This is a genomic window from Rhodococcus sp. M8 (genome assembly GCF_015654185.1).
GTDB classification, from domain to species: Bacteria; Actinomycetota; Actinomycetes; order Mycobacteriales; family Mycobacteriaceae; genus Rhodococcus; species Rhodococcus aetherivorans.
Map to the genome: position 1 here is coordinate 677,383 of NZ_CP064065.1, position 15,272 is coordinate 692,654.

The following is a 15,272-nucleotide window of genomic DNA, read 5'->3' on the forward strand; positions in this document are numbered from 1 at the left end:
ACCCGGGATGTCCGATTTGTGGTTGGATGGCGTCGTGTCGGCATTGATATGGCTGATCGCTGGGCTGGTGCTCGCCGCCGCGGAGGCGCTGACGGGTGATTTCGTCCTGCTGATGCTCGGCGGCGCGGCCCTGGCCACCGCCGGGGTGTCCGCCGCGACGGATCTGCCGGTGTGGGCCGACGCGGTGGTGTTCGCGGTGTCGTCGTTGGTGCTGCTGGGCGGGGTGCGGCCGGTGCTGCGCCGGCGCTACGCGCTGCCGCCGGCGAAGGCGACGAACGTGGACGCCCTGCCGGGCAAGCAGGCGCTGGTGCTCGAGGAGGTGGCCGCGCACTCCGGGCAGGTGAAGCTGGACGGTGAGGTGTGGACCGCGCGTCCGCTGGACGTCACCGAGGTGTATCCGCCCGGCACGACCGTGACCGTGATGCAGATCGACGGCGCGACGGCCGTCGTGTGGAAGGGGCCGTAGATGGAAGCGCTGATCGTGCTCGCTGTCGTCGTGGCGTTCGTGGCGCTGGTGGTCGTCAAATCGGTGGCGCTGGTGCCGCAGGCCGAGGCCGCGGTGATCGAGCGGCTCGGCCGCTACTACCGGACCGTGTCGGGACAGCTGACGTTCCTGGTGCCGTTCGTCGACCGGATCCGCGCCAAGGTGGACCTGCGCGAGCGGGTGGTCTCGTTCCCGCCGCAGCCGGTGATCACCCAGGACAACCTCACCCTGAGCATCGACACGGTCGTGTACTTCCAGGTGACGAATCCGCAGGCCGCCGTGTACGAGATCAGCAACTACATCGCGGCGGTGGAGCAGCTGACGGTGACCACGCTGCGCAACGTGGTCGGCGGCATGACCCTGGAGGAGACGCTGACGTCCCGCGATTCGATCAACGGGCAGCTGCGCGGCGTGCTCGACGAGGCGACCGGCCGCTGGGGACTGCGCGTGGCCCGGGTGGAGCTCAAGAGCATCGATCCGCCCCCGTCGATCCAGGAGTCGATGGAGAAGCAGATGAAGGCGGACCGGGAGAAGCGGGCGATGATCCTCACCGCCGAGGGGCACCGGGAGTCGGCGATCAAGACCGCCGAGGGCGACAAGCAGTCCCGGATCCTGTCGGCCGAGGGCGCCAAGCAGGCGGCCATCCTCGAGGCGGAGGCCGATCGCCAGTCGCGGATCCTGCGCGCCCAGGGTGACCGCGCCGCGAAGTACCTCGAGGCGCAGGGCCAGGCGAAGGCCATCGAGAAGGTGTTCGCGGCGATCAAGTCCGGTCGGCCGACGCCCGAGTTGCTCGCGTACCAGTACCTGCAGACGCTGCCGCAGATGGCGCAGGGCGACGCGAACAAGGTGTGGATGGTGCCGAGCGATTTCGGGGACGCCCTCAAGGGCTTCGCCCGGCACCTCGGTGCGCCGGGCGAGGACGGGGTGTTCCGGTTCGAGCCGAGCCCGGTCGACGAGAGGCTCCCGCGGCCGGAGGACGACACCGACGAGGTGGCCGACTGGTTCTCCACCGCGCGCGACCCGGAGGTCGCGCAGGCGGTCGCCGCCGCCGAGGCCGTCGCCCGCAAGCCGGTCGATCCGGCGCTGCACAACCCGACCGGCGCCGAACGCCGGGGCGGGGAGCCGGCCGCGTCCCCCGCGACGGCGTTGCCGCCGTCGGAGCCGATCACGGGCGGATGGGTGCAGCCGCAGCCGGGGCAGCGGCACGGCGAACCCCGGTGACCGGAGGGCCGTTCAGGTGAGCAGGCCCCGCCCGACCCCGCACACCGCGATCGCCCACAGCACGCTGGTGAAGGTGCCGATGATGAACTGCTCGGAGGCCTGGGGTTCGCGCAGTTCGGGGTAGCGGGCCAGGCCCTTGACGGCCAGCACGACGGCGATGCCCTCCGGCCAGCCGGACAGGATCGCGGCGGCGACCGCCGCCCGCTCGAGCAGGCCGATCACCCGACCGCCGCGCAGCGGCCCGGGCGGCGGTTCGGGGCCGGCCGGCGACGGCGACGGGGAGGGGGCCGGTCCCGCGTCGGGCTGGCGGCGGGCGATGCGGAACGAGGCCAGCACGGCGGGGGCGCCCCCGGTGACCGCCGCCAGGGTCGTGAGCACCAGGGTCGCGGCGAGGGCGACGCCGTGCACGGCGGGCGTGGCCGTCGCGGTGAGGGCGGCGCCGGCGAGCGCCGCCGTAGCGAGCCCGGCGACGAGCCACACCGGTGCGCCGCGGCGCAGGCTCAGGGCCGGAGCCAGCGCGGCGACGGCGAGCAGAACCAGGGTGACGACGGTCAACGGTCGGCCCTTTCCAGGAGGCGGCGGGCGAGGTCGCGGCCGGCCGGTTCGGCCTGCCAGCCGGCGGCGGCCAGGCGCTGCGACACCGCCTGGGTGCTGATGCCGAGCCGCGCGGCGGCCTCGGCCTGCGTCAGCCCGCCCCGGACGAGGTCGACGGCCTCGTGCCCGGCGTCGGACCGGCGGGTCACCAGCAGCGCCACCAGGGTGAGGGCGGCGTCCGCGTCGGCGGCCGCGGCGGCGTCCGAGCCCTCCACGGCGACCCGCGCGGGGGCGTTCTTGGCGCGGTCGACGGCGCGGCGGGCATGCTCGAACGCCGGTCCCCGGCCGGCGCGGGTCTGCGCCGGCAGGGGCTGCTCGACGGCGCCGGCGCCGATGCCGACGCTCCAGCAGCCGCGGCGGACGAGGTCGAGTGCGAGATCGACGACGACGGCCGGGTCGTCGGCGACGGCCTGGACCTCGTCGCCGGCGGTGCGTTCGAACGGGCGCAGCAGCTCGGCGTCGCGCAGCTCGGTGAGCAGGTCCGCGACCCGGTCGACGTCGCGACGGCTGCCGCGCTGGTCGACGGTCAACACGAACATGATTCAAGGATGCAGACTTGAATGTGGAAAATCAAGGTTTCAGACTTGACCGGTCGGGCGCGGGGCGGGGCGCCGGGAGGCGCGACTCGAGCCACAGTCCCGACGCGCCGAGGGCGATGCACACCGCCGAGACCGCCAGCAATGCGGGATCGGTCCGTCCCGTCAGGGCGTCGCCGAGCAGCACCACGCCCACCGTGCCCGGCAGGATGCCGGCGACCGTGCCCAGCGTGTACGGGACCAGCCGCACCGACGAGACCCCGCAGCAGTAGTTGACCACCGCGAACGGCAGCGGCGCGATCAGCCGCAGCGACCCCACCGCGAGCCAGCCCCGGCGGGCCAGCCGCTCGTCGACCGCCTGCGCCGTCGGATGATTCAGGTGGGCCTCGACCACGCCGCGGCCGATCGCGCGCACCAGCAGCAGCGCCAGCACGGCGCTGACGGTCGTGGCGGCGACGGTCACCGCGATCCCGGTGGCCGACCCGAACAGCACCCCGGCGCTGAGGGTGAACACCGTCCGCGGGAACGGGGCCACGGTCACCACCGCGTGGATCAGGAAGAACAGCAGCGGGAAGAGCGGCCCGGCCGACTCGGCCCACGCACGCACCTCGGCGACGGACGGGTGGGGGAGCAGCACCGCGACGACCGCGAGCGCGGCCAGTACGGCGAGGGCACCGAGGATCCGGCGGTCCCGCAGCATCCTCGTCACGAACGGTCACGATACCGGGGCCGGGGGCCGGACGAGCGGTTGCCTCGGCACGCGGTAGATTCCTTAGGCGACGACATTATCGATCGCTAGGGAAACTGTGGTGATCCCCACAATAGGGCCGGCGTGTATGCGGCTAGCATCACATCGGAATCGGTTTAAGGTTTCCCACGGCCGTGTTCGGCGAGCCCGCCCGCTGCGTACGAGAGGACCCTCACGTGTCATTAGCTTCAGAAGCCGAGGACGCTGCGCGCGCCTATGCGCAGTGGCAGGAGGCGGTGGCGGGGGTGCTGGCCAAGTCCCGCCGTGTCGACCCCGCGGAGCTCGGACCGGAACCGCAGCGGCTGCTCGCGACCACCACCTACGACGACGTCGCCGTCGCCCCCCTCTACGGCGTGCGCGACGAGCGTCCCGAGGCGCCGTTGCCCGGCTCCTTCCCGTTCGTCCGCGGCGGTTCCGCGACCCGCGACGTCAACACCGGCTGGCTCGTCAGCGCCCGCTTCGGCGACACCGCCGGTGACGTGAACGAGCGCATCCTCGACGCCCTCGAGAACGGCGTCAGCGCCGTGTGGCTGCGCGTCGGCGCGGACGGCATCGCGATCGCCGACCTGCCCGCCGCGCTCGACAAGGTCCTGTTCGACCTCGCGCCGGTCACCCTCGACGCCGGCGCCGACACCGCCGCCGCCGCGGCCGCCCTCTACGCCCTGCTCGATGCGCGCACCGACGTCGCCGACCGCGGCGCCGTGCGCCTGCACCTCGGTGCCGCGCCGCTGACCAGCGCGTTCTCGGGTCGGGCCGACGTCACCGTCGCCCAGGCCGTCGAACTCGCCCACGCCGCCGCGGACCGCGCCGAGACCGTGCGGGCCCTCACCGTCGACGGCACCGCGTTCCACAACGCCGGGGCCGCCGACGCCGAGGAACTCGGGGCCGCCGTCGCCGCCGGCCTTGAGTACCTGCGCGAGCTGACCGGCAGCCGCCAGTCCGCGGCCCGTGCGCTCGGCCAGATCGAGTTCCGGCTCGCCGCCACCGACGACCAGTTCCAGACCATCGCCAAGTTCCGCGCCGGCCGGCAGCTGTGGGCCCGCATCGCGCAGGTCGTGGGCGCCGCCGAGGCCGGCCACGCCCCCCAGCACGCCGTCACCTCCGCCGCGATGATGACCCAGCGCGACCCCTGGGTGAACATGCTGCGCACCACCCTCGCCGCGTTCGGCGCCGGCATCGGCGGGGCGGACGCGGTCACCGTGCTCCCGTTCGACACCGCCCTGCCGACCGGTGCGCTCGGCGTGTCGGAGGCCTTCTCCGCGCGCATCGCCCGCAACACCCAGCTGCTGCTGCTCGAGGAATCCAACCTCGGCCGCGTCCTCGACCCGGCCGCCGGGTCCTGGTACGTCGAGGAACTCACGGCGCAGATCGCGGCCAAGGCGTGGGAGTTCTTCCAGCAGATCGAGGCGGCCGGCGGCTACCGCACCGCCCTCGACGACGGCCTGATCGGCGAGCGCATCGCCGCCACCCGCGCCCGCCGGGACTCCGACATCGCCCACCGCCGGACCGCGGTGACCGGCGTCAACGAGTTCCCGAACCTCGCCGAGGCCCCGCTGCCCGCGGAGACCGCCGACGCCGGCGCCGATGTCGCCCGGTACGCCGCGGCATTCGAGGCGCTGCGCAACCGCTCCGACGTCCATCTCGCCGCGCACGGCACCCGGCCCAGGGCGCTGCTCGCCCCGCTCGGCCCGATCGCCGAGCACAACATTCGCACGACGTTCGCCGCGAACCTGCTCGCCTCCGGCGGCATCGAGACGGTCAACCCCGGCCCGCTGTCCGTCGACGACGACAGCATCGCCGCCGCCGTCCGCGACTCGGGCGCCACCGTCGCCGTCGTGTGCGGCACCGACAAGCGCTACGGCGAACAGGCCGCCGCCGCGGTCACCGCGCTCCGCGGCGCCGGGATCGGTACCGTCCTGCTGGCCGGGCCGGAGAGGGCCGTGAGCGAGACCACCGGCGCCGAGCGCCCGGACGGGTTCCTCACCGCCAAGATCGACGCGATCGCCGCGCTGACCGACCTGCTGACCACCCTGGGAGCGTAAGTGAGCATCGAACACGAGATCGGCAGCTTCGCCGACGTCCCGCTGACGGATCCGGCGGCGCCGGCTCCCGCCGCCCCCACCGAGGAGCAGGCCACGGCGCTCGTCGCATCGGTCGCCGCCGCCAACCACTACACGACCGATCAGGTGGTGTGGTCCACGCCCGAGGGCATCGACGTCAAGCCCGTCTACACCAAGGCCGACCGCGACCGGATCGTCGCCGAGGGCTACCCGCTGGGCAGCTACCCGGGCCTCGAGCCGTTCGTGCGCGGCCCGTACCCGACGATGTACGTCAACCAGCCGTGGACCATCCGCCAGTACGCGGGCTTCTCCACCGCCGCCGAGTCCAACGCCTTCTACCGGCGCAACCTCGCGGCCGGGCAGAAGGGCCTGTCGGTGGCGTTCGACCTGGCCACCCACCGCGGCTACGACTCGGATCATCCCCGCGTGCAGGGCGACGTCGGCATGGCCGGCGTCGCGATCGACTCGATCCTCGACATGCGGCAGCTGTTCGACGGCATCGACCTGTCGCAGGTGTCGGTGTCGATGACCATGAACGGCGCCGTCCTGCCGATCCTGGCGCTGTACGTCGTCGCCGCCGAGGAGCAGGGCGTCAAGCCCGAGCAGCTGGCCGGAACCATTCAGAACGACATTCTGAAGGAGTTCATGGTCCGCAACACCTACATCTATCCGCCTAAGCCGTCGATGCGGATCATCTCCGACATCTTCGCCTACACCAGCGCGAACATGCCGCGCTTCAACTCCATCTCGATCTCCGGCTACCACATCCAGGAGGCCGGTGCGACCGCCGACCTCGAGCTGGCCTACACCCTCGCCGACGGCGTCGAGTACCTCCGCGCCGGCCTCGACGCGGGCATGGAGATCGACAAGTTCGCCCCGCGCCTGTCCTTCTTCTGGGCCATCGGGATGAACTTCTACATGGAGATCGCCAAGATGCGGGCCGGCCGTCTGCTGTGGGCCGAGCTCGTCGAGAAGTTCCACCCGAAGTCGGCCAAGTCCAAGTCGCTGCGCACCCACTCGCAGACCTCCGGCTGGTCGCTCACCGCGCAGGACGTGTTCAACAACGTCGCCCGCACCTGCATCGAGGCGATGGCCGCGACCCAGGGCCACACCCAGTCGCTGCACACCAACGCCCTCGACGAGGCGCTGGCCCTGCCGACCGACTTCTCCGCCCGCATCGCCCGCAACACCCAGCTGCTGCTGCAGCAGGAATCGGGCACCACCCGGCCGATCGACCCGTGGGGCGGCTCGTACTACCTCGAATGGCTCACCCACGAGCTCGCCAACCGCGCCCGCCAGCACATCGCGGAGGTCGAGGAGGCCGGCGGCATGGCCCAGGCCATCTCCGAGGGCATCCCGAAGCTGCGCATCGAGGAGGCCGCGGCCCGCACCCAGGCGCGGATCGACTCCGGCCGCCAGCCGGTGATCGGTGTCAACAAGTATCAGGTCACCGAGGACCACGAGATCGAGGTCCTCAAGGTCGAGAACTCCCGCGTGCGGGCCGAGCAGATCGCCAAGCTCGAGCAGCTGCGCGCCGACCGTGATCCCGAGGCCGTGCAGGTCGCGCTGGACGCGCTGACCCGCGCCGCCGGCTCGGCCGACGGCGGCCCGGACCACAACCTGCTGGCCCTGGCCATCGACGCGGCCCGCGCCAAGGCCACCGTCGGCGAGATCTCCGACGCCCTCGAGAAGGTGTACGGACGGCACCAGGCCGAGATCCGCACCATCAGCGGGGTCTACCGGGACGAGGCCGGAAAGGCAGGAAACATCAGCACCGCAACCGAACTCGTCGAGAAGTTCGCCGAGGAGGAGGGCCGCCGGCCGCGCATCCTCGTCGCGAAGATGGGGCAGGACGGTCACGACCGCGGGCAGAAGGTGATCGCCACCGCCTTCGCCGACCTCGGCTTCGACGTCGACGTGGGACCGCTCTTCCAGACCCCCGAAGAGGTCGCGAACCAGGCGGCCGACAACGACGTGCACGTCATCGGCGTGTCGTCGTTGGCCGCGGGACACCTGACCCTGGTGCCCGCGCTGCGGGAGGCCCTCGCCGAGGTGGGCCGCCCGGACATCATGATCGTCGTCGGCGGCGTCATCCCGCCCGGCGACTTCGACGAGCTGTACCAGGCCGGGGCCGCGGCGATCTTCCCGCCCGGCACCGTCATCGCGGACGCCGCGGTGGGCCTGCTGCACAAGCTCGCCGACCAGCTCGGTCACGACCTGGGAGCCTGACCCGGCATGGGCAGCACCCCGGTCGGCAGTCCCACCCGTCGGCCCGCGGTCGACGTCGACGCCCTCGCCGAGGCCGTGCTCGCCAACCGGCGGGCCGGCCTGGCGAAGGCGATCACCCTGGTCGAATCCACCCGGGACGACCACCGGGAGCAGGCGCAACAGCTGCTGCTGCGCCTGCTCCCGGAGGCGGGCGGAGCGATGCGCGTGGGCATCACCGGTGTCCCCGGCGTCGGCAAGTCCACCTTCATCGACGCGTTGGGCATGTACCTGCTCGGCAAGGGCCACCGGGTGGCGGTGCTCGCGGTGGACCCGTCGTCGACCCGCACCGGCGGCTCCATCCTCGGCGACAAAACGCGCATGGCCCGGTTGTCGGTGCAGCGCGACGCCTACATCCGGCCGTCCCCCACGGCCGGCACCCTCGGCGGCGTCGCCAAGGCCACCCGCGAGACGATGGTGCTGCTCGAGGCCGCCGGATTCGACGTGATCCTCGTCGAGACCGTCGGCGTCGGGCAGTCCGAGGTCACCGTCGCGAACATGGTGGACTGCTTCACCTTCCTGACCCTCGCCCGCACCGGCGACCAGCTGCAGGGCATCAAGAAGGGCGTCCTCGAACTCGCCGACCTCGTCGCGGTGAACAAGGCCGACGGGCCGTTCGAACGCGACGCGCGGGTCGCGGCCCGGGAACTCGCCGGCGCGCTGCGGCTCGTGCACCCGCACGACGCGGTGTGGAAACCCCCGGTGATCACCATGAGCGGCCTGGAGGGCGCCGGCCTGGACACGTTCTGGGACACCGTCCTCGAACACCGCCGGGTGCTCACCGAGGCGGGCCTGTTCGAGGAGAACCGGCGCCGCCAGCTGGTGGACTGGACCTGGACCATGGTGCACGACCAGCTGCTGCGCCGGCTCGAGACCAACCCGCGGGTGCGTGCGCTCCGCGGCGACGTCGAACGCGCCGTGCGCGACGGCTCCCTCACGGCAGCCCTGGCCGCCCAGCAGATCCTCGACGCGTTCGACGCCGCACCCTAGACTGCCGGAGCCGGGGCCCAGGCCGCCGGATCGGCGCCCCACGCGCGGGCCGGGAACGGATAGTCCGGATACTCGGCGAGCGCGGGCCGGGCCGCGGTCACCGCCGCGTGCGTGGCCACGGTGCCCGCGCCGGGGCTCGCCGGCGTCGCCGGGTGCGGGTTGCGGCCGGGCGCCTGCAGCAGCCACGCCCCGGTGTGGGCCAGCGCGACCGCTGCGTCGCGGCCCCGCCCGTCCCGGAGCCGCGCGGTGAGCGCGTCGAGCACCCCGGCCGCGAGCAGGTAGCCGCTCGCGTGGTCGAGAGCCTGCACCGGGAGCACTCCCGGCGCGTCCGGGCGGCCCTCGACGACGGCGATCCCGGAAGCGGCCTGCACGATCGAGTCGAAGCCGCGACGGGGCGCCCACGGCCCGGACCATCCCCACGCGCACACCCGGCCGTGCACCAGGCCCGGCCGGGCCTGGTGCACGGGTGCGCCGATCAGCGCGTCGAGCGTCCCGGGCCGGTAGCCGGTGAGCAGCACGTCGGCGTCGGCGAGCAGGCGGCGGCACGTCTCCCGGCCGCGGGCGGTGCGCAGGTCCAGCAGCGCGGTGCGCTTGCCCTGCCCGTTCTCGGCGTGCTGCCAGGCGATCTCGGGCAGCGCGGGCGGATCCACCCGCAGCACGTCCGCCCCCAGCAGGGCCAGCGCCCGGGCGGTAACGGGGCCGGCGATCACCCGGGTCAGATCCAGCACCCGGATCCCGGTCAGTGGCCGCGCCGGATCGCCGCCCGGCCGGGTCTCGCCGGCACTGTCGGACCGGGCGAGGATCCGTACCAGCGGGCCCGCCGCCGCGCCCCGGCCCTGCGCGCTCGTGGCCCACTCGTGCTCGGTGCGCACCCGCACCGCGATAGCGTCGTGCACGGCGGCCGCGTCCTCGACCGCCGCGGCGGGCAGCTGCCGGATCCGGGCGGCGCAGTCGTCCCGGCCCGCACCGTCCGGCAGGTCGAGTGCGCGGAGCAGACGCACGCGGTGGTGCGGGTAGTTGGCGTGGGTGCGCACCCACCCGTCGGCGGCGGCGAAGAACCCGGACAGTGCCGCGAACCCGTGAACGGGCCGGCCGGCCAGGCGCAGCATCCGGTCCCCGGCGAACGAGGCGGCGATGCGCTCCGGGTCGAGCCGCGCCCCCTGCGGCTCGAGTCCGCGGGTGTGGCGGTATCGGTCGGCGGCCGACGCGAAGGCCGCCACGGCCCCCGTGGCGAGGTCGCCCACCGGCAGCCGGGCGGCGAGGAAGTGCCCGGCCGGGGCGCAGCGGATGCCGGTGGCCGGGTCGGCCGGGACGTCGAGGCCGGCGTCGGCGAGGGCGGCGCTGTAGTCGTCGAGCAGGGCGAGGGGGCGCGTCATGCGCCGAGCCTAGAGCGAGGTTCAGCTCGTGCGGTCCGCGGCCGGCTCGCGCAGTTCGGGGCGGGCCGGCTCGAGGCGTTCGAGCGCACCGGCGGATTCGGCGCGGGTGAGCCGGGAGCGGCGCCACGAGACCGTGAGCAGCGCGAGCCATCCGGCCACGATCAGCAGGTACAGCAGGGTGGAGGCCGTGCCGGAGATCTCGAACGCCGTGAACAGCTTCTGCGCGTTGGTCAGCACGATGACGCCGCCGACGGCGGTGCCGAGCAGGGTGGCCGGCACCCGGCTGACCAGCCATGCCGCGATCGGCGCGGCGATCGCCCCGCCCAGGGCGAGACCGGCCACGACGAGGAGGTTGCCGAGCGATTCCCGGCCGAGACCGACGAGGAAGCCGATGCTGGCGGCGAGCGCGACGAGGAACTCGGAGGCGCTGACCGAGCCGATCACCGTCCGCGGGGCCGTCTTGCCGCGGGAGAGCAGGGTGCTCGTGGTGATCGGCCCCCATCCACCGCCGCCGCTGGCGTCGATGAACCCGCCGAACAGGCCCAGCGGAGACAGGAACCTCGCCGAGTGCGGCGAGGTGCGGGCGTGCGCGACGGCGGGCGGCCGGACGGAGAACCGCAGCGCCACATAGACACCGATGGCGAGCAGGATCGTCGATGTCACCGGAATCGCGGCCTCGGTGGACAGGCTGGAGAGCACGGTGGCGCCGAGGAATGCGCCGACCGCGCCGGGCACACCCAGCTTCGCGACCACCCCCCAGTCCACGTTCCGGAACCGCCAGTGCGAGGCGCCGGAGACGAGGGTGGTGCCGACCTCCGCGAGGTGCACGGCGGCGCTGGCGTGTGCGGGGCCGATCCCGCTGAAGATCAGGAGGGTGGTGGCGGTGACACCGAAGGCCATGCCGAGGGCACCGTCGACGAGCTGTGCGCCGATACCGACGAGCGTGAACACCAGGAGAGCGAACATGCAGAAGACTCCGACCACGAAGGAGCGAACCGGGGGAGGGTGGGCGGCGGACGCCGCTCAGCAACACTCCTGGTCGAAGCACGCGCCCCGTCGGGTGGGCCAGAACGCCATCAACGCGAGCAGGGTGGCCGGAGCCGCCGCGATGCTCGTCGCCTGCACGTTCGTGTCCCTTCGCCGGTCTGCTGTTCGCCGCGCTCGCGACGATCCGTCCGAGCATAGCCGGTCGTGCGCGGCGGCGGCATCTTCGGGCGGCGTGTCGCGCCCGGGGATGCCGCCGCGGCCGGTCACGGCAGGCGCCGGGCCGTGATCTCGAATCCGGCGGCGCGCAACCGGTCGGTGAGCACGTTCCCGAAGGCCGTCGCGGGGGTGAGCACCCCGCCGCCCGCGTGGAGACGGTCGCCGCCGAGGATCAGCGACAGCGCCGACTCGCCGAGCATCACCGCGGTCGCCTTGTACCCGGGATCGCCCTGGGCGGCGACGCGTGCGGTGTAGCGGGCGCCGGTGCTCGTCGTGGTGTACAGGTCGATGGTGAAGAAGCCGCGTTCGCGCGCCGACTCGGACGGGCCCTGCCCGGGCGCGGGCAGCACCTTGTCGAGCAGGAACCGGGTCGGGGGGAACGCCAGGCCCGCCACCAGCGCCCCGAAGCCGGCCGCGACACCGGTCGCCACGAGGGGCGACAACCGCGACGAGCCGACGTTCATCACCTCCCGGTAGCGGAACCGCGGCCCGTACGCCCAGCCGGTGAGCGCGTTGCTGCGGCGCACCACCCGCGTGTTGTAGGGGCCCATGAAGAACGGTGCGAGCCGGCCGGACAGCTCGGGGGCGACGGACTTCCCGTCGACGGTCGCCAGGTCGTTCTGCCGCCCGAGGTCCGGCTCGCGGGACCGGTCCGGCGACAGCGAGTACGGGGCGAGGGCGACCTTGCGGGCCTCGGCGTCCCGGCGCACCACGTCCACCTGGGTGCGCATCGAGTCGATCGTGCCGCCGCTGACGCCGCCCCGCATCGCACGCACCACCAGGGTCGTGTCGGTCAGGTCGCCGGCGCCGTCGGCCTGCACGGCCCGGTGCAGCGCGTGCACGCCGAGGTCGGAGGGGATCGAGTCGAATCCGCAGGAATGGACGATGCGGGCGCCGGTGCGGCGGGCCACGTCGTCGAACCGGTCGATGCTCTCGCGGTGGAACAGCACCTCGCCGGTGAGATCGACGTAGTCGGTGCCCGCCTCGGCACAGGCCTGCACCAGCGGCAGCCCGTACTTGGCGTAGGGCCCGACCGTCGTGACCACCACGCGGGTCCGGGCGGCGAGGGCGGCGAGCGACTGCGGGTCGCCGGCGTCCGCCGCGAGCACCGGCCAGGCCGCCGCGGCGGCGCCCAGCCCGGTGCGGATCCGTTCGAGGCGCTCGGCGGAGCGGCCGGCGAGCGCGATGCGCACCCCTTCGGGGGCGTGCTCGGCGAGGTAGGCGGCGGTGAGCCGGCCGACGAAGCCGGTGGCGCCGTAGACGACGATGTCGAGATCGCGGGAGGCAGTCATGCGCCACACCCTACTGCCGGGTAAGTCGGGATGCGACGCGGCTCACACGACGGCGCCGCAGCCACCAGCCGAGCCAGGACACCACGATCGTCACCGCCACCGCGGCCCGCACGAGCCCCACCGCCGATTCCGGGTAGATCACCCCGGTCAGGTAGTGGTCGATGAACCCGCTCGGCGGCAGGCCGGCGATCCCGGCGCGGCGCCGCGCCCAGTTCTCCAGATCGGTCAGCGGGCAGTCGAACCCGACGAGGACGGTGGCGAACCCCCACACCACCGCCACGACGTGCAGCACCAGCGTGCGGGGCCACCGCCACGCCAGGAAACCGCCGAACGTCACATACAGCAGGAAGGCCAGGTGCACGACCACGGTGACGTCGGCCAACAGCCGGTACGCCATGCCGCCAGCCTATCCGGATCGGGCGGGGGAGCGGCAGTTCCGGGCTTCTATCCTGCGTCCGCGTCGGTGCCCTTGACGACGAGGACGGGCACCGGCACCTCGAGCAGCAGCCGCTGCAGGCGTCGTTCCAGCAGGAACTTGCCGAGCGCGTTGCGGTCGCGGGTGCCCACCACGAGACGTTCCGCGCCGGACCGCTCCACCAGGTCGACGAGGGCGCCGACCGGGTCCCCGTCGTGCACCGCCGTCCGCAGCTCCCACCCGTCGGCGCCGAGGGCGGCGGTGACGTCCGTGCGGACCGACTCGAGTTCCCGCTGCCCGGACGGGCCGTCGTCGTCGACCGCGACGAGCACGAGGGTCGTGCCGTCGCTGTGTGCGGCCTCGCGGGCGGCCGTGGTGAGCGCGGCATGTCCTTCCGGGGTCGCGGCGTGGACTACGGCAACGGGCATGGGGTCCTCCGGGGGCGGCGGTGACGTGTGCCTTCCAGTATCCCCGTCCGGGGGTCTCCCTGGCCGCTCCCGGCGGTGTGGAACTGGTCTCCACCTGCGGGGACGTGTCGGATGGATCTCAGCTGCCGGGTGCCGGCGCGCTCACCACGGGGCCGGGCGGTAGTCCTTGAGGAAGCAGCCGTACAGGTCCACCCCGGCCTCGCCCTGCACGATCGGGTCGTACACGCGGGCCGCCCCGTCGACGAGGTCGAGCGGGGCGTGGAAGCCCTCGTCGGCCAGGCGCAGCTTCGTGTGGTGGGGCCGTTCGTCGGTGATCCAGCCGGTGTCGACGGCGGTCATGAGGATCCCGTCGGCGCGCAGGTCCTCGGCGCTGGTGCGGGTGAGCATGTTCAGCGCGGCCTTGGCCATGTTGGTGTGCGGGTGCCCGGCGCCCTTGTACCGGCGCCCGCCGAACTGCCCCTCCATCGCCGAGACGTTCACCACGTACGTGCGGCGGGCCGGGGACGCCGCCAGGGCCGGTCGCAGGCGATTGACCAGGATGAACGGGGCCACGGAGTTGCACAACTGCACCTCGAGCAGTTCGAGCGGCTCGACCTCGCCGACCGTCTGCACCCAGCTGTTGGTGTGCACCAGGTCGGGCAGCAGGCCGCCGGCGTCGACCGCGACCCCGGCAGCGATCCGTGCGGGAGTCGCCGACCCGGCGACCAGCGCGAGCGAGGTGAGCGACTCGGCGGTCAGCTCGGACGGCAGCGACCCGGCCAGCGCGGCCGGATGGGCGTCCGAGGGCTTGCCGAAGGTGAGCACCTCCGGCAACGGACCCGCCGGCAACGGGCCGGACTCGGACTCGGCGAGGGCGGAGTACGCGCCGGGGGAGCGGCGCACGGTCTGCGCGGCGTTGTTGACGAGGATGTCCAGCGGGCCCTGCGCGGCCACGTCGTCCGCGAGCGCCACCACCTGGGCGGGGTCGCGGAGGTCGATGCCGACGATCCGCAGCCGGTGCAGCCAGTTGGGGCTGTCGTCCATGGCGGCGAAGCGGCGGATCGCGTCGTTCGGGAAGCGGGTCGTGATCGTCAGGTGGGCGCCGTCCCGCAGCAGCCGCAACGCGATGTACATGCCGATCTTGGCGCGGCCGCCGGTGAGCAGCGCCCGCCGTCCCGTCAGATCGGTACGGGCGTCCCGTTTCGCGTGGTTCTCCGCGGCGCAGCGCGGACACAGCTGGTGGTAGAACGCATCGACCCGGGTGTACTTGTCCTTGCACACGTAGCAGCCCCGCGGCCGGATCAGGGTGCCCGCGCTCGCCCCCGGTGCGTTCGAGCTCAGCGCGATCCCGGCCGTCTCGTCGTCGATGCGGGTGGGCGATCCGGTCGCCGTCGCCGCGAGCACCTGCCGGTCCGCGGCGACCTTGGCCCGGCGGGTCTCGTTGCGGCGCAACTGCTTGAGCTTTTTGAACATGCTCCCGACGGCGCGCTGCACCGTCACCGAATCCGGATGGTCGGCGTCGAGCTCGTCCACGAGGGACAGGACGCGGAGACAGGTGGCGAGGTCGGCCGGGTCGATGCCCGACGCGTCGGTGTGCGAAGTCATGGGCCTGTTCGTCGTGTGGTGCGGTACCGACCGATGGTATCCGGCGGTGCGCGCGGGGCCGACCCCGCGGGACCTG

General features: G+C 73.4%; 14 protein-coding genes. 5 read left to right on the plus strand and 9 right to left on the minus strand.

From position 1 onward, the window contains the following. Positions 1–34: 34 nt before the first annotated feature. Together ISO16_RS03130 and ISO16_RS03135 are read left to right on the plus strand one after the other, a co-directional pair. Positions 35–466 (plus strand): NfeD family protein, encoded by a 432-nt coding sequence (locus tag ISO16_RS03130; protein ID WP_029543671.1) that lies wholly within the window; start codon positions 35–37, stop codon positions 464–466. Next, the gene (locus ISO16_RS03135) at positions 467–1,705 is read left to right on the plus strand and encodes an SPFH domain-containing protein (RefSeq protein WP_006939305.1); all 1,239 of its coding nucleotides are present in this window, start codon (positions 467–469) and stop codon (positions 1,703–1,705) included. Positions 1,706–1,717: 12 nt separating this feature from the next. On the opposite strand, the gene ISO16_RS03140 is transcribed toward ISO16_RS03135, so the two are convergent. The 3 genes from ISO16_RS03140 to ISO16_RS03150 are packed head-to-tail and all read right to left on the minus strand — an operon-like array spanning position 1,718 to position 3,535. Further along, on the minus strand, positions 1,718–2,260 hold the full coding sequence (locus ISO16_RS03140; protein WP_006939313.1) for a hypothetical protein: 543 nt from the start codon (positions 2,258–2,260) through the stop codon (positions 1,718–1,720). Then, positions 2,257–2,838, minus strand: a complete 582-nt coding sequence (locus ISO16_RS03145; RefSeq protein ID WP_006939314.1) for a hypothetical protein — start codon at positions 2,836–2,838, stop codon at positions 2,257–2,259. The genes ISO16_RS03140 and ISO16_RS03145 overlap by 4 nt, the downstream gene beginning before the upstream one ends. A gap of 31 nt (positions 2,839–2,869) precedes the next feature. Then, a complete protein-coding gene (locus tag ISO16_RS03150; RefSeq protein WP_170914090.1) occupies positions 2,870–3,535 on the minus strand; it encodes a TVP38/TMEM64 family protein in 666 nt (221 codons plus the stop codon). Between the two features lie 224 nt (positions 3,536–3,759). Between ISO16_RS03150 and mutA the strand changes: the two genes are divergently transcribed. Genes mutA through meaB form a run of 3 tightly spaced genes read left to right on the plus strand, consistent with a single transcriptional unit; the run spans position 3,760 to position 8,898 of the window. Beyond that, entirely contained in the window at positions 3,760–5,625 is a 1,866-nt protein-coding gene (gene mutA / locus ISO16_RS03155; protein ID WP_072635249.1) for a methylmalonyl-CoA mutase small subunit, read from the plus strand. After that, positions 5,626–7,872, plus strand: coding sequence for a methylmalonyl-CoA mutase (gene scpA, locus ISO16_RS03160; RefSeq protein ID WP_072635250.1), 2,247 nt, complete (start codon positions 5,626–5,628; stop codon positions 7,870–7,872). A 6-nt stretch (positions 7,873–7,878) separates the two neighbouring features. Continuing rightward, entirely contained in the window at positions 7,879–8,898 is a 1,020-nt protein-coding gene (meaB, locus tag ISO16_RS03165; protein WP_006939329.1) for a methylmalonyl Co-A mutase-associated GTPase MeaB, read from the plus strand. Here meaB and ISO16_RS03170 read toward each other — a convergent pair. The 6 genes from ISO16_RS03170 to ISO16_RS03195 all read right to left on the minus strand — a co-directional run bounded on the left by ISO16_RS03170 (position 8,895) and on the right by ISO16_RS03195 (position 15,196). Further along, the gene (locus tag ISO16_RS03170) at positions 8,895–10,274 is read right to left on the minus strand and encodes a CoA transferase (RefSeq protein WP_083662510.1); all 1,380 of its coding nucleotides are present in this window, start codon (positions 10,272–10,274) and stop codon (positions 8,895–8,897) included. The two genes, meaB and ISO16_RS03170, sit on opposite strands and share 4 nt — an antisense overlap. A gap of 21 nt (positions 10,275–10,295) precedes the next feature. Beyond that, positions 10,296–11,240 (minus strand): sulfite exporter TauE/SafE family protein, encoded by a 945-nt coding sequence (locus tag ISO16_RS03175; RefSeq protein WP_072635251.1) that lies wholly within the window; start codon positions 11,238–11,240, stop codon positions 10,296–10,298. Positions 11,241–11,524: 284 nt separating this feature from the next. Further along, positions 11,525–12,769 (minus strand): saccharopine dehydrogenase family protein, encoded by a 1,245-nt coding sequence (locus ISO16_RS03180; protein ID WP_072635322.1) that lies wholly within the window; start codon positions 12,767–12,769, stop codon positions 11,525–11,527. 10 nt (positions 12,770–12,779) lie between these two features. Next, positions 12,780–13,166: a DUF2784 domain-containing protein gene (locus ISO16_RS03185; RefSeq protein WP_006939334.1), complete on the minus strand. Its 387-nt coding sequence runs from the start codon at positions 13,164–13,166 to the stop codon at positions 12,780–12,782. A 47-nt stretch (positions 13,167–13,213) separates the two neighbouring features. Next, on the minus strand, positions 13,214–13,612 hold the full coding sequence (locus tag ISO16_RS03190) for a universal stress protein (protein WP_006939335.1): 399 nt from the start codon (positions 13,610–13,612) through the stop codon (positions 13,214–13,216). 141 nt (positions 13,613–13,753) lie between these two features. Continuing rightward, positions 13,754–15,196 (minus strand): SDR family oxidoreductase, encoded by a 1,443-nt coding sequence (locus ISO16_RS03195; protein WP_072635252.1) that lies wholly within the window; start codon positions 15,194–15,196, stop codon positions 13,754–13,756. Positions 15,197–15,272 lie beyond the last annotated feature (76 nt).

Coding starts and splice junctions, on each gene's coding strand:
- ISO16_RS03135 (WP_006939305.1), top strand. CDS start 467: ATGGAAGCGCTGATCGTGCTCGCTGTCGTCGTGGCGTTCGTGGCGCTG.
- ISO16_RS03145 (WP_006939314.1), bottom strand. CDS start 2,838: ATGTTCGTGTTGACCGTCGACCAGCGCGGCAGCCGTCGCGACGTCGAC.
- ISO16_RS03150 (WP_170914090.1), bottom strand. CDS start 3,535: ATGCTGCGGGACCGCCGGATCCTCGGTGCCCTCGCCGTACTGGCCGCG.
- meaB (WP_006939329.1), top strand. CDS start 7,879: ATGGGCAGCACCCCGGTCGGCAGTCCCACCCGTCGGCCCGCGGTCGAC.
- ISO16_RS03170 (WP_083662510.1), bottom strand. CDS start 10,274: ATGACGCGCCCCCTCGCCCTGCTCGACGACTACAGCGCCGCCCTCGCC.
- ISO16_RS03175 (WP_072635251.1), bottom strand. CDS start 11,240: ATGTTCGCTCTCCTGGTGTTCACGCTCGTCGGTATCGGCGCACAGCTC.
- ISO16_RS03180 (WP_072635322.1), bottom strand. CDS start 12,769: ATGACTGCCTCCCGCGATCTCGACATCGTCGTCTACGGCGCCACCGGC.
- ISO16_RS03185 (WP_006939334.1), bottom strand. CDS start 13,166: ATGGCGTACCGGCTGTTGGCCGACGTCACCGTGGTCGTGCACCTGGCC.
- ISO16_RS03190 (WP_006939335.1), bottom strand. CDS start 13,612: ATGCCCGTTGCCGTAGTCCACGCCGCGACCCCGGAAGGACATGCCGCG.
- ISO16_RS03195 (WP_072635252.1), bottom strand. CDS start 15,196: ATGACTTCGCACACCGACGCGTCGGGCATCGACCCGGCCGACCTCGCC.